14 protein-coding genes are annotated in these 14,149 nt (G+C 37.1%); 7 read left to right on the plus strand and 7 right to left on the minus strand.

Features of this window, described 5'->3' with window-relative positions:
• Positions 1-23 precede the first annotated feature (23 nt).
• The gene (locus tag DKG77_RS08005) at positions 24-3,470 is read left to right on the plus strand and encodes a methylmalonyl-CoA mutase family protein (protein WP_109661985.1); all 3,447 of its coding nucleotides are present in this window, start codon (positions 24-26) and stop codon (positions 3,468-3,470) included.
• 19 nt (positions 3,471-3,489) lie between these two features.
• Here DKG77_RS08005 and DKG77_RS08010 read toward each other — a convergent pair whose 3' ends face one another.
• Positions 3,490-3,891, minus strand: coding sequence for a hypothetical protein (locus DKG77_RS08010; RefSeq protein WP_109661987.1), 402 nt, complete (start codon positions 3,889-3,891; stop codon positions 3,490-3,492).
• A 122-nt stretch (positions 3,892-4,013) separates the two neighbouring features.
• On the opposite strand from DKG77_RS08010, the gene DKG77_RS08015 reads away from it, so the two are divergent.
• Together DKG77_RS08015 and DKG77_RS08020 are read left to right on the plus strand one after the other, a co-directional pair.
• On the plus strand, positions 4,014-4,466 hold the full coding sequence (locus tag DKG77_RS08015; RefSeq protein WP_109661988.1) for an Lrp/AsnC family transcriptional regulator: 453 nt from the start codon (positions 4,014-4,016) through the stop codon (positions 4,464-4,466).
• A 62-nt stretch (positions 4,467-4,528) separates the two neighbouring features.
• Positions 4,529-5,944 (plus strand): alpha/beta hydrolase, encoded by a 1,416-nt coding sequence (locus DKG77_RS08020; RefSeq protein WP_109661991.1) that lies wholly within the window; start codon positions 4,529-4,531, stop codon positions 5,942-5,944.
• On the opposite strand, the gene DKG77_RS08025 is transcribed toward DKG77_RS08020, so the two are convergent.
• Positions 5,931-6,668 (minus strand): DJ-1/PfpI family protein, encoded by a 738-nt coding sequence (locus DKG77_RS08025; protein ID WP_109661993.1) that lies wholly within the window; start codon positions 6,666-6,668, stop codon positions 5,931-5,933. The genes DKG77_RS08020 and DKG77_RS08025 overlap by 14 nt on opposite strands.
• 86 nt (positions 6,669-6,754) lie before the next feature.
• Here DKG77_RS08025 and DKG77_RS08030 point away from each other — a divergent pair, with 86 nt between their 5' ends.
• The gene (locus DKG77_RS08030; RefSeq protein WP_109661994.1) at positions 6,755-7,393 is read left to right on the plus strand and encodes a DUF1684 domain-containing protein; all 639 of its coding nucleotides are present in this window, start codon (positions 6,755-6,757) and stop codon (positions 7,391-7,393) included.
• Between the two features lie 60 nt (positions 7,394-7,453).
• Here DKG77_RS08030 and DKG77_RS08035 read toward each other — a convergent pair whose 3' ends face one another.
• The 4 genes from DKG77_RS08035 to crcB form a co-directional block, all read right to left on the minus strand.
• Positions 7,454-8,515 (minus strand): outer membrane beta-barrel protein, encoded by a 1,062-nt coding sequence (locus DKG77_RS08035; RefSeq protein WP_109661996.1) that lies wholly within the window; start codon positions 8,513-8,515, stop codon positions 7,454-7,456.
• Between the two features lie 112 nt (positions 8,516-8,627).
• Positions 8,628-9,884: an ammonium transporter gene (locus tag DKG77_RS08040; protein WP_109661998.1), complete on the minus strand. Its 1,257-nt coding sequence runs from the start codon at positions 9,882-9,884 to the stop codon at positions 8,628-8,630.
• 32 nt (positions 9,885-9,916) lie between these two features.
• On the minus strand, positions 9,917-10,255 hold the full coding sequence (locus DKG77_RS08045; protein ID WP_109662000.1) for a P-II family nitrogen regulator: 339 nt from the start codon (positions 10,253-10,255) through the stop codon (positions 9,917-9,919).
• Between the two features lie 268 nt (positions 10,256-10,523).
• Positions 10,524-10,898, minus strand: a complete 375-nt coding sequence (gene crcB / locus DKG77_RS08050; protein WP_109662002.1) for a fluoride efflux transporter CrcB — start codon at positions 10,896-10,898, stop codon at positions 10,524-10,526.
• Positions 10,899-11,437: 539 nt separating this feature from the next.
• Between crcB and DKG77_RS08065 the strand changes: the two genes are divergently transcribed.
• Entirely contained in the window at positions 11,438-11,824 is a 387-nt protein-coding gene (locus tag DKG77_RS08065) for a pyrophosphohydrolase domain-containing protein (RefSeq protein ID WP_109662006.1), read from the plus strand.
• A gap of 27 nt (positions 11,825-11,851) precedes the next feature.
• On the opposite strand, the gene DKG77_RS08070 is transcribed toward DKG77_RS08065, so the two are convergent.
• Positions 11,852-12,910 (minus strand): branched-chain amino acid aminotransferase, encoded by a 1,059-nt coding sequence (locus DKG77_RS08070; protein ID WP_109663674.1) that lies wholly within the window; start codon positions 12,908-12,910, stop codon positions 11,852-11,854.
• A 116-nt stretch (positions 12,911-13,026) separates the two neighbouring features.
• Between DKG77_RS08070 and DKG77_RS08075 the strand changes: the two genes are divergently transcribed.
• Together DKG77_RS08075 and mnmC2 are read left to right on the plus strand one after the other, a co-directional pair.
• The gene (locus DKG77_RS08075) at positions 13,027-13,485 is read left to right on the plus strand and encodes a DUF4920 domain-containing protein (RefSeq protein ID WP_109662008.1); all 459 of its coding nucleotides are present in this window, start codon (positions 13,027-13,029) and stop codon (positions 13,483-13,485) included.
• 1 nt (position 13,486) lies between these two features.
• Entirely contained in the window at positions 13,487-14,149 is a 663-nt protein-coding gene (gene mnmC2 / locus DKG77_RS08080; RefSeq protein WP_109662010.1) for a tRNA (5-methylaminomethyl-2-thiouridine)(34)-methyltransferase MnmC2, read from the plus strand.

Genomic DNA, 14,149 nt, shown 5'->3' on the forward strand with positions numbered 1-14,149 from the left:
CTAAAATAGACCCTTTATTATCAATGGAACAATCAAAGCCATATCAACCTAAAAACAAAATTAGAATTGTTACCGCCGCTTCATTGTTTGATGGTCATGATGCTGCTATCAACATCATGAGACGGATAATACAATCTACTGGGGTCGAAGTGATTCATTTAGGTCATGATAGAAGTGTGGCGGAGGTGGTTAATTGTGCTATACAAGAAGATGCCAACGCTATTGCAATGACTTCTTACCAAGGAGGGCACAATGAGTACTTCAGGTATATGTTCGATTTGCTCAAAGAAAAAAATGCAGGTCATATTAAAATCTTTGGAGGAGGAGGAGGGGTAATCCTTCCAGAAGAAATCAAGGATTTGATGGATTATGGAATAGAACGAATCTATTCACCTGATGACGGTAGGGAAATGGGTCTTCAAGGAATGATCAATGATTTGGTAAAACGTTGCGATACGGAAGTACCCAATTTGGAAATACCAAAAGGAACCAACTTGCCTGAATTACTTTTAGAGAAACAGGTAAATACGATAGCACGGCTTATTTCTTTGGCGGAAAATAGGCACGAAGCTTTTGAAGAACATGAAAATGAAATAAATAAAGTGCATAAAAAGGTTCCGGTTCTTGGAATAACGGGAACTGGCGGGGCTGGAAAATCTAGTTTGGTGGATGAGTTGGTCAGAAGATTTTTGAGTGATTTTCCAGAGAAGCATATTGGAATAATTTCTGTAGACCCTTCCAAGAGAAAGACTGGTGGAGCATTGTTGGGGGACAGGATTAGAATGAATGCCATTAATAATGAACGAGTGTACATGCGCTCCTTGGCTACTAGACAATCCAATTTGGCCCTCTCCAAACATGTTGCGGAAGCCGTTCAGGTACTTAAAGCGGCTAATTTTGACTTGATAATTCTTGAAACCTCTGGTATTGGTCAGTCAGATACCGAGATTTTAGAGCACAGCGATGTTTCTTTATATGTGATGACCCCGGAATTTGGAGCGGCTACTCAACTTGAAAAAATTGACATGCTGGATTTTGCCGATGTCGTGGCCATAAACAAATTTGATAAAAGAGGAGCTTTGGATGCTTTGCGCGACGTGAAAAAGCAATATATGCGTAATCATGGATTGTGGGATGTTGACCAGGACGATTTACCCATTTTTGGAACAATTGCTTCACAATTCAACGACCCTGGAATGAACAAGCTTTACAAGGTGGTGATGGATACATTGGTTACAAAAGCAGAATCAAAATTAGATTCAAACTTTGAGGTGGACAATGAAATGGCGGAGAAAGTATTTGTTATTCCTCCGGCAAGAACAAGATATCTGTCTGAAATAGCTGAGAGCAACAGGACCTATGATAGAAAAGTTGAAGAACAAGTTGTTGTTGCACAAAAGTTATACGGGATACACCAAACCATTTTGTCGGTTATTTCTAGCGAGAACAATACATCTCATTTGATAAAATCAGGACTTGATAATGATGCAATTCTTGGACAGGTTCAGAATGAGGAAACCCCGTTCGTGAAATTGTTATTGGGGCAATTTGATAAAGTAAAAATGAATCTAGATCCTCATCACTGGGAATCTATTTTAAAATGGCAAGAAAAGGTAAACAGATATAAATCTGAAATTTATTCTTTTAAGGTTAGGGGCAAAGAAGTCAATATTAAAACACATACAGAATCCCTTTCCCATAGCAAAATACCAAAAGTAGCATTGCCAAAATACCAAGCTTGGGGAGACATTCTTAGATGGGGATTGCAAGAAAATGTACCAGGTGAATTTCCTTATACATCAGGATTATATCCTTTTAAAAGAGTAGGAGAGGATCCAACAAGAATGTTTGCCGGTGAGGGTGGTCCGGAACGTACAAACAGACGGTTTCATTATGTAAGTTTAGACATGCCGGCAAAAAGGCTTTCCACAGCTTTTGATTCGGTTACACTTTACGGTAATGATCCAAACCATAGGCCAGATATCTATGGAAAAATTGGAAATGCAGGAGTTTCTATTTGTTGCTTGGACGATGCCAAGAAATTATACTCTGGTTTTGATTTAAGCGATTCAATGACTTCCGTAAGCATGACCATTAATGGCCCTGCTCCTATGTTGTTGGCATTTTTTATGAATGCAGCCATCGATCAAAACTGTGAAAAGTATATCAGGGAAAATGGGCTGGAAAAAGAAATCGAACAAAAAATAGAATCTATTTTTAAACAAAAAAAAACCAAAAGACCTTTTTATTTAGGGGAGCTACCAGAAGGGAACAATGGATTGGGACTAATGCTGTTGGGTGTTACTGGTGATCAGGTCTTAACCAAAACTGTATATGATAAAATAAGAAGGGATACCTTGAATCAGGTGAGGGGGACTGTGCAAGCAGATATTTTAAAAGAAGACCAAGCGCAAAATACATGTATATTTTCCACTGAGTTTGCATTGAGGTTAATGGGTGATGTTCAAGAATATTTTATAGAACATCAAGTACGTAACTTCTATTCCGTTTCCATTTCCGGATATCATATTGCAGAGGCCGGGGCAAACCCAATTACCCAGTTGGCCTTTACATTATCAAATGGGTTCACGTATGTGGAATACTACCTAAGTAGAGGAATGGATATTAATAAGTTTGGTCCAAATCTCTCGTTCTTTTTCTCTAACGGAGTAGATCCCGAATATGCGGTAATAGGACGGGTGGCAAGAAGGATTTGGGCAAAGGCCATGAAAGAAAAATATGCGGCGGATTCTAGAGCTCAAATGTTAAAATACCATATTCAGACATCTGGGAGGAGCTTGCATGCTCAAGAAATTGACTTTAATGACATAAGAACCACGTTGCAAGCGCTTTATGCGATTTATGATAATTGTAATTCGCTTCATACCAATGCCTATGATGAGGCGATTACAACACCTACAGAAGAATCTGTCCGCAGAGCAATGGCTATCCAATTGATAATCAATAAGGAATTGGGCTTGGCCAAAAATGAAAACCCGTTACAGGGCTCATTTATTATTGAAGAGTTAACGGATTTGGTGGAAGAGGCCGTTCTATTGGAGTTTGATAGAATCACTGAACGAGGTGGGGTTTTGGGTGCAATGGAGACAATGTACCAACGCTCAAAAATTCAAGAGGAAAGCTTGCACTATGAAACCTTAAAGCATTCTGGTGAATACCCCATAATTGGAGTGAATACCTTTTTAAGCTCTAAAGGCTCGCCAACAATACTCCCGGCAGAGGTCATTAGGGCCACTGAAGAAGAAAAGAAAAATCAAATTGTAACATTACAGAATTTAAAGGTCCGTAACAAGGCGGAAACAGAAAAACAGTTGGAACAACTTCAGCAGACTGCAGTAAAAAATGAAAATCTATTTGAAAAGCTGATGGAAGTGACCAAATATTGCTCGTTGGGAGAGATTACAAAAGCATTGTTTCAAGTAGGAGGGCAATACAGACGTAATATGTAAGTTTTAAAGAAAAGATTGATTAGTCGTTTCCATTTTGAAAAGACTTTCTCCATTTTTTAAAAGAACCTCTAAAAACTTTAATCTCCTTTCTTAAAAGGTTTAGGTATTCTTTTTCTTTAACACCGTCTCTTTCAAGTCCGTTGCAATAGGCAAGAATATTGCGGGTCATGATATTAATGAAAGTCAAACTCTTCATCCTTACGGAATATGAATTGCTTAAAGCGGCTTGCTCCACCTCTTTGGTAATGAGGACGGCATCTGTCATTAAAGATTGGGTGATGTCATTACGAATACTATCATACTTTCTTAAGGACAGCATATCTCTGTTACAAGAAAAATAGGAAGCAACGGCTTCGCTCAAATCGCGTAAGGCCAGTGATTTACGATATACTCCTAGAGAATTTAAAGAATTCCTCTCCATTTTTTTCAAAGCAATTAATGGATATAAAATTACATATGAAAAAGATAACTTAACTTTGTTTTTTAAAGCATAATCAATATTTTGCTTTTGATTACAAAATTTAATTGTTTTTTACTTTAGATATGAAGATAGATGAGTTAAATTGGGAAATCTTGGGGTGTTTGCAGGAAAATGCGAGGGAATCTTTCGCCAATATTGGTCGCAAAGTTGGACTAACTCCTCCCGCTGTTGCAGAACGCGTTAAAAAGATGGAAGATCTTGGTGTCATAGAAGGTTATGGGACCAATGTTTCATACGCCATGGCAGGACATCAATTAAAAGCAATTATTATGTTACGGGCATTCATGGGCAAACTAAAACCTTTTCTAATTAAGGTAAAATCGTTTCAGGAGGTGGTTAATTGTTATCGTATTACGGGGAATGACAATATAATTATGGAGGTGGTATTAAAAGATCAATTTCATTTAGAAAAATTTATTGATGAATTGATCGTTTATGGTGAATGCAGAACACATATTGTTTTATCAAATATTGTGGCGAATGGTCCTATAAAGGCCAATAAGGTATTCCAGTAATTTTCAACTATTTTTAAGTGGCCCAAAACTTTTTTTGGCCAGATTTTTGTAGTAAAAGAGTTATGAAAAAAAAATATGTTTTACTTTTTCTTATCGTATTCATGTTGCAACATGGTTTTTCGCAACAAATGGTATTGAAAAAGGGGACAATCTTGGATGCTCTTCCAGTCCAAGATTCTATTCCAGATACCTTTTCTCTTTATTTGCCAACGGACTTTACTACAGAAAAAAAATGGCCCCTTTTGTTGATCTTTGACTTAGAGGGAAAAGAAAAACAAGCGCTTTCAATGTTTGTCCAAGCTGCGGAAGATGAAGGTTATGTCCTTGCTGCACCAAGGGTTTTGGATAGTATTTCGCTGTCTAACAGTATAGTCAAAGCAGGCAAGGTGCTTAGCAAAGTAGTAGGGATGCTCCCTATTCACAGAGAACGTATTTATACTGCAGGAGCCTCGTCGGGCGCACGCTTTGCCAACCTAGTGCCTGTTTTCATAAAAGATGTGAAAGGGGTTGTTTCTATTGGTTCTTCCATTGCCAATACTGAGTTGCTGAATGTTAAGCGCCCATTTCATTTTATTGGCATCACAAACAAGAATGACTTTAATTTTACTGAAATACTTGCGGCCAAAAAGGTTTTGGACAGATTTAGATTTCCAAATCAAGTTTTATTGCACGAGGAACAAACAGAATGGCCAAATATTGGTTATTTGAAGAAATCACTGCAACTGTTTACTTTGGCTGCAATGGCAAAGGGTTTTGCGGTAAGGGATTCCAGCTATATTGAAAAGGCGCTTAGGGAAGATATTATCAAGGTGAACAGGTTGAAAAATGCTCAAAAGTTGCTTTTGGCTGAGCGATATTTAGGGGAAATGATGTCAATTTATGGTGCTCATAAAAATTTGGATTCCCTAAGGCAAATTCAAAAAAACATAAGGAAGGACCAGCGTTATAGAACCATGCGAAGAGCGGAAAATGCGGCTTTGTTCAAAGAATCCTTATTGAAAGAAGATTATCAATATTATATAGAAGAGGATGTAATTACTCATAATTTCAACAATCTTGGTTGGTGGAATTACCAGAAGAGTGAAATAGATAAGTTTATTTCAGGGAATAATATCTATGAGAAGGAAATGGGGAATCGTCTGCTCGGTTACATCAATGCACTGACAGAGGACAATATAGATATTGTAAAATCTGAAGCATTGATAGATGAGGATGCCTTGGCGCTCTTATATATGCTAAAGACAATTTTAGAGCCTCAAAACTTTGACTTTTACTTAGAGACAATATCGTTAAGTTCAAAAAATGAAGATTTTGGAACGGCATTGTTTTACTTGGAAGAAGCGCTAAAAAATGGGTTCAAAGATTCCGATAAGTTGTATGGTTTAGAAGGTACTGCCTTGCTTAGAATTACACCAAAGTTCAATGCACTTGTTGAAAAGTACCTAAAGGATGCACGTTACGAGATTATTGAGGAATGATTCTTGGAAAGCTATTTAGGTCCCAATCAATTACCAAACCTCCAGCAATGGATTCTGCAATTTCCTTTCCATAAAGAAATTCACATAGGTACAGGGCAGCTTCAAAACTTTTGGCCCCACCGGCCGAGGTGATGAACTTTCCGTCATGCACAAATAGAACACTATCCTTAACTTTTAATTGGGGAAACATGGCTTTGTATTTCTCAATATCACTAGGAAAAGTTGTGGAAACTACCTCGTTCAAAATCCCTGTTTTGGCCAAAACAAATGCTCCATCACAATGTGAAGTAACAAAAAGGGCCTCTTTGCTCACCTTTTTTACAAAATTCAACATAGTGCTGTCCTTTAAATCTGAATCTAAATGATGTTCAGCGCTTGGCACTACAAGAATGTCGATATTGGGTATGGAATCTTTTGTATAATCAAAATCTGGAAGAAACCGCACGCCTTCAAAAGAAGTTACCGCTTCCAAGGTATTGGCAACGGTAAAGGTATTCATGGCCTTAATTCCTTTTCGGTATTGAGTGTGCTGAAAAATATCATATGGAGCTGTGAATTCTGTATTATATACTCCATCCATAATCAAGAATGCTACATTGTATCTATCAGCCGCCAGTTCTGGAAATTTTCGTTGAGTTGTGTTTAGTACATCTCCATCTTGATTTTTATTCATACAAGAAATCGAAAACATAAGGAGTATTAAAAGAAGTGCGCTTTTTTTCATTTTGTAAACAATTTAAATTGGAGAGCTATCGCTAAGGTACTATTAAGAATGATTTCCGTTACTTTTACCATAAATTTTTTGAGTAGATGAAATATTGGATGTTTATTTTTTCTTTTTTGATTTTGGCATGCAAGCCAGATAAAAAATATCATACTTCTGCCAGTGAGATGCAAGTTAAATCGTCTACAATCAGGGGAATATTAGATTTTCAGAAAGAGTTAAATGCTACTTTCAAAAACCCTGAAACATCTCCTCTGCCAGATAGATACAGAAAGGATTTTGACGGATTAGATTTTTTTGAGCCTGACACCAATTATATTGTGATGGCCAGACTCGAGAGAACTCCAGATGCTATTCCGTTTTTACTTGCTACCACCACTGATGAGAAAACTGAGGAAGTTGTTTATGGGATTGCACATTTTGAGCTTAACGGAATTAAACACAAGCTAGAGGTTTACCAAACCTTGGATTTAATGGATACAGAAGAGTATAAAGATTATCTTTTTCTACCATTTTTGGACGAAACCAACGGTACAGAAACTTATGGGGGAGGACGTTATATTGATTTGACCATTCCAGACGGAAACACCATCTTAATTGATTTTAACAGGGCTTACAACCCTTATTGTGTGTACAATAAAAAGTACTCCTGCCCTCTAGTGCCAAGGCAAAATTATTTGAGAACTAATATGAGAGCAGGAGTGAAAGACTTCAAAAGAGACTAAAAAAGCCTTAATCCCTTTGGGAGTAAGGCTTTCTATTAGCATTAAAATATTTTTTTGGGTCTAGAAAGAATATATAGCTGCAAAAAGAACTGATGCCAAACTGCCAGTTGCTTCCAAATCATTATCTATAAAAGCATCTTCAGAAGTGCTGTCCAATCTTATTTCTGGTTTAAGAATCAAATCACCAATGGTGGCACTTCCTGTAAGCGTTACAGCAAATACACTTGCATCTCCATCAGCATCGGAGCCTATTCCAGCGCCATTACCAAAAGCGTCTCCAGTCATGAAGTATTCTCCGCGTAAACCAATGGTAAAGTTTTCTGAAGTTGTGTATTGAGGATAAAGAGCAGCTCCGGTAAAGCTACCTCCATCATCTTCTTGGCTAAAGTGAGCGGCATTTATCCCCAAGAAAAAATCTTCACTTAGATCAAAACCTCCAGTATAATCAATTTCAAATCCTCCTTGGCTGTATAAGAAATTCAAAAATTGACCTGAATACCCTAATTGTGCACCAACAGCATAATCTCCAGTACCATTAAGTTCTGTTAAATCTGTTGGGTTCATAACAGCAAGCATAGCGGACCATTCATTGCCTAAATCAAAGTCTGCTTTTAAACCTGTATGGCTAAATGGGCCGTATGAAAATAAATAGGAAGTACTATAGTTGAAATTGGCAGCAGGAGAAATCACCTCATAACCCAAAAAAGTATTGAAATTTCCAAAAGTCAACGTTACTGCATCGCTTACATTCCAATATACATACAACTGATTAACAATGTCTCCAGTGGCTGAATATTGAGGCGAAGCAAAAATTGCATCGGTTCCTCTTGGGCCAAAAACCAAATCAGCAACAAATCCAACCTTTTCTCCTTCATAAGCGGCAATTACATTTGCCATGCCAAGAGCAAATCCATCCAAATTGGCGAATGAAGAACCAGGGGCAATAGCATCTTCCCCGTTTGGGGCAGTAAGATTGGTTCTGTAATAAGCATCTACAGTTCCACTAAATTCAAATTTTGGTTTTACCTCTTCTTCTTCCTGCGCAAATACAGTTAGAGATACCAGAGCTAAAGCTGTAAAAGCTAAATTTTTTATGTACTTTGTGTTTATAATCGTTTTCATAATCTTAATTATTTAGGTGCTCTTATAAAGAGCTTTAATTTTTAATTGAGTATTGTAGTTGAAAAGGTTATTTAACGGAGCGTTCTGCCAAACGCTCCGTTTCCTTTATATATTAATGTTGATTCATTCTAAAGTCAGCGTACGCATCCATACCATGTTCGTGGATATCCAAGCCCTCCAATTCTTCTTCTTCGGAAACCCGCAGTCCAGAAACCTTCTTTATGATAAATAGTATAATAAATGCAGTAAGGGAACAAAATGTTGCTGCTGCGCCTACACCTGCCAATTGCACTAAAAATTGGTCCATCCCGGCAAGTTCTCCAAAAATACCAACGGCTAAAGTGCCCCAGATACCGCAAATTAAGTGAACTGCAACAGCTCCTACGGGGTCATCAAGCTTAATCTTATCGATAAGCGCGACACCAAATACAATGATAACACCGGCAAGAAGTCCAATAATCACTGCTTCATTTGGTGACATTTGGTCTGCGCCAGCAGTAATACCAACCAATCCTCCAAGAATGCCATTCAAGAACATGGTTAAATCAAAATTTTTGTATTTAATCCATGATGTTAAGAAGGCGGAAACACCACCTGCTGCTGCTGCCAAACATGTGGTTACCAATACCAATGAAGTGCCTGCTGGATCTCCTGAAAGTACTGATCCACCATTAAACCCGAACCACCCTAACCAAAGGATAAGAACACCTGCTGCTGCCAAGGGCAAATTGTGTCCGGGAATTGCCTTTGGTTTTCCATCTTCTCCAAATTTTCCAATTCTAGAACCTAATAGATAAATAGCGATCAAAGCACCCCATCCACCTACTGAGTGAACCAAGGTAGATCCTGCAAAATCGTAGAATCCTTCAGCTTCACCATAAGAAAGTGAGGATAAGAAACCACCACCCCACTGCCAAGAACCTACTATTGGGTAGACAAGGCCTACATATATTAAGGTAAAAATCATAAAACCACCTAGTTTGATTCGTTCTGCCACTGCTCCGGAAACAATTGTTGCCGCTGTTGCTGCGAACATGCCTTGGAACAAGAAATCTGTCCACCAGGTATACCCGCCATCTGCATACTCGGGTGTCATTCCACCTTCAGGAGCTGCAATTCCAAACCCAGCAAATTTGAAGAAACCTGTAGCGCCGTCTTCAAAACCGGGATACATTAAATTAAACCCTCCTATATAATAGAGTAGTAACCCTACACATATAATAAATACATTTTTAAATAAAATATTAACGGTATTTTTTTGTCTGGTAAGACCAATCTCTAAGAAAGAGAAACCTAGGTGCATAAAAAACACAAGGGCGGTACAAACCATCATCCATACGTTATTTGCTGTAAATAATCCTGCGTCCATAATCTTTAAATATTGTTAGTTAGTTTAGTTGATTAGTTTATTCCGGCGCTTCCGCTTTCCTTGGTTCTTATTCTGTAAGCTTCCATAACATCAGAAACAAAGATTTTACCGTCTCCTACATTTCCTGTGGAAGCAGAGCTCAGTAAAGTTTCTATAGTACGTTCTAAGAAGTCATCAGATACCACGATAACCAAATACCTTCTTTGTATATCTGATGTGCTATATGAAATACCACGATATACATGTCCTTGTTTCTCATTGCCAACTCCTGTTACGTCCCAGTAACTGAAGAAGTTCACCTCAATTTCATGAAGCGCTTTTTTCACCTCATCAAATTTTGATTTTCTAATAATTGCCTCGACTTTTTTCATAATTAAGTAGTTAATTGATGTGCCAAATATATGTTAATTCAATACAGACCATGTATAAACGGAGGTAGTTGAGTATATTTTTATATTTTAAAAAGAAATACCCCTATAATTTTAGGGGTATCTAATTTTAAACATGCTTTTATTAAGTTTTTAATGATTTTTTCTTAACCTATAGATTACATGTCAACGATTTAAAGTAAAAATCATCGATATGAATGAAAAATGTTCAATAAATAACAAAAACAAATAAGAAAAATTGATTTTATAACTACTCTCCTAGTTTTGAGAGCCATAAGCCAAGAGCGACAGCAAGAACGCCGACTACAATACTGGCTATGGTATAAACAGAAAAATGAAAAAGCTCACTATTTTTTAACAGGCTATGCTTTTCAAAGGCAAATGCGGAAAAAGTTGTAAACCCACCACAAAAACCAGTTGCAAGGAAAAGAGTGCTGTTAATAGAAAGTAAATTGTTTCTTGAAGATAGCCCTAGGATAACACCAATAAGTAGACAGCCAAAAATGTTGACTAAAAAAGTACCTAGAAAGAAGTTATGGAGTAAAATGTTTAAGGGCTTGGATATAACATAGCGAAGAACACTACCTAACCCACCGCCTAAAAAAACCAGAAGAGCTTGCTTCATACCCTAAAGGTACAAACTATACAGCTTTCTTGTATTCGGTCCCAGAAGACTCACTAGGGAGAATTTTGGTAACTGAAGCCTCTGAAATTTTTTGAATCGTTTTCCTAGACTTCTCCCTAGCTCCATTAATACTAAAAATCAATAGAATTGAATTGACAGCAAGTAAAACGAATAAAATTGTGAAAAAGGTTGCCATTTGAATATGCTAAACTAATGTTAAACAAAAGTACGTCTTTTCCTATAGTATACGAGTTGTACTCTGATTAAAGTTGTAAAACACCCAATTTTTGTAGGGAAATCAATGTTCTTGTTAATTTTTAAGAAAGTATTTAATGAAGAACAAAATAATCACGAATGTGATAAAAGAGATTAAAACCCATTTTACTCCTTTATAATTTTTTTTATGCATGGTTTTGTCCTTACTGTAGGATCGGGCTATAATCACTACGAAAATGACAAAGAAAAGCGCTGCAAAAATTAATTGTCCTGTGCTGAACATATTTTATATTTTTACGCAAAGCTAAATCAATTCAAGTGTAATGGAAAGTAAAATAAAGGCAGTAGAAATATTTCATAATTCTTTTGGTCTAGGTGTATTAAAAGAGCCAAAGGCCAATCTAGGAAAAGCTAAGAATGAGTTGCGGTTCAATCTTATGGATGAAGAAAATAAGGAATATTTGGAAGCTGCCAATGATGGTGATTTAGTTGAGGTAGCTGACGCTTTGGGTGATATGCTGTACATTCTTTGTGGAACTATTTTGGAGCATGGGATGCAACACAAGATTGAAGAGGTTTTTGAAGAAATTCAAAGAAGCAATATGAGTAAATTAGGAACGGACGGTAATCCTATTTATAGAGAAGACGGAAAAGTGCTTAAGGGGCCTAACTATTTTAAACCAAACATTCAGGGAGTGTTGGATAAATAAAAAAGCGCCTAAAAGGCGCTTTTTTATTTATTGTACTTTAAACCTCCAGCCAAACTTATCCTCGGCTCGGTTGTACTGTATATCTGTAATTCGCTTTTTAAGTCTAGAGGCATAGCTATCCGCCAAATCTGGTAAATCATAGTCATTGTCCTTGTAGCCAAAAGAAGCTATTGGAGATACAACGGCAGCAGTACCGGCGCCAAACATTTCCTTTAAGGTTCCAGCTTTAGCCGCTTCTACAACTTCGGTAACGGATATTTTGCGCACTTCGGTAGCAATACCTTCATCTTTTGCAATATCCAAAATACTTTTGCGGGTAATGCCATCAAGTATGCGATCACTAGTTGGGCCAGTGATCAAAGTGTCATTTATTCGAACAAAAATATTCATGGCACCAGCTTCTTCTATATACTCATGCTCATTATCATCTGTCCAAATAACTTGATTGTAGCCTTTTTCAATAGCTAATTGAGTTGGATAAAACTGCCCGGCATAATTTCCTCCAGCCTTGGCATAACCAACACCACCGTTAGCAGCTCTAGAGTAATTCTGTTCTATTAACACCTTAACCTTACCAGAAAAATAAGCTCCAGATGGAGCACAAGCAATAATAAATTTGTATTCATCTGCCGGGGAAGCATGGAAACCAGTTCCAGAGGCTAAAATAAATGGGCGAATATATAAGGAGCTTCCAGGGTTTTTTGGAATCCAATCTTTTTCAATTTGCAAAAGCGTAGTCAATCCTTCCATAAAAAATTCTTCTGGAAGTTCTGGGATTGCTATTCGCTTGGCGGATTTATTCAAGCGTTTAAAGTTCTCCAACGGCCTAAATAGCCAAACATTGTCTTCATCATCTTTATAGGCCTTCATTCCTTCAAAAATGGATTGTCCATAATGAAATATTTTTGCCGAAGGGTCCAAGGTCAATGGCTGGTAAGGGACAATCTTTGGAGCTTTCCATTCACCGTCCTTATAATCGCAGACGAGCATATGATCAGTATAAATACTTCCAAAAGAAAGATTGTCGAAATCTACATCCTTAATTTTGGAGGTCTTTGCCTTTTCTATCATCAAAGTGTTTGTCATTGTTCCCATGCTAAAAGAATTTGAACAGATAAAATTAGCTAATTATCCCTATTTTTTAATGTTTTATTAATTTAAAATTCAGTAATTCGTTCACACTTTATTTATTTTTTTTGATTATGAAAGTATTTAACATTTTAACTGCCATATTCTTACTATCTCAAACACTTGTTCAAGCTCAGGGTACAGATTCTTATGGGACATCGTTTAAAGTAAACACAACTTCTAACTATGAAAATGGAGTTTTTGAAAAAATAGGTGTAAAAGACACTATTATGACCCAAGTATCTGGAACTATCGTGGAGGTATGTAAATCCAAGGGATGTTGGATGAAAGTGGATATTGGTAACGAAGAACAGGTTTTTGTTAAGTTCAAGGACTATGGGTTTTTTGTTCCAACTGATTCGGAGAATGGGAAGGTCGTTATGAATGGAATTGCATTTGTTGAAGAAGTTTCAATTGATGAACAACGGCATTATGCCGAGGATGCAGGAAAATCCAAGGAAGAAGTTATCAAAATAACCAAGCCTAAAAGAACCTTAAGGTTTGAAGCTTCTGGAGTACAGATAGAAAAATAGTTTGAAGCGTAAAATTATTACTACAGCAGATGGTTCCAAGACCATCCAAATTGAAGATTGGGATGAACAATATCATTCTAAACATGGAGCAATTCAAGAGGCCTATCATGTCTTTATTGAACATGGACTTAGACTATTCAAAAATGACCATATAAACATTTTGGAAATAGGTTTTGGAACAGGACTTAATGCATTGATTACTTTTTTGGAAATAGAAAGCTTGAATTTAAAAGTTGATTACGTGGGGGTAGAAGCCTTTCCGGTTTCCATTGAAGAGGTAGGGCTCCTAGATTACTGTTCTCAGTTGAATGCCAGCAATTATGAAGAATTTTTCCAAAAAATGCACAATTCTGAATGGGAAACCAATATCTCCATTTCAGATGGGTTTCAGCTTAAAAAGCAGATGAAGGATTTTAAATCGATAAACGACACCGATTTGTTCAACCTCATTTATTTTGATGCGTTTGGGGCTAGGGTCCAACCAGAATTATGGACAGAAGAGATATTTTTAAAAATGCACCAAACCTTGAAAGATAAAGGTGTTTTGGTTACGTATTCCGCCAAAGGTAGTGTGAGAAGGGCTTTACAGGATGTTGGGTTCAAAGTTGAACGGTTACCGGGACCACCGGGCAAACGAGAAATGCTCAGAGCAACCAAAATGTAA

This window comes from Flagellimonas aquimarina, assembly GCF_003149745.1.
Lineage (GTDB): Bacteria > Bacteroidota > Bacteroidia > Flavobacteriales > Flavobacteriaceae > Flagellimonas > Flagellimonas aquimarina.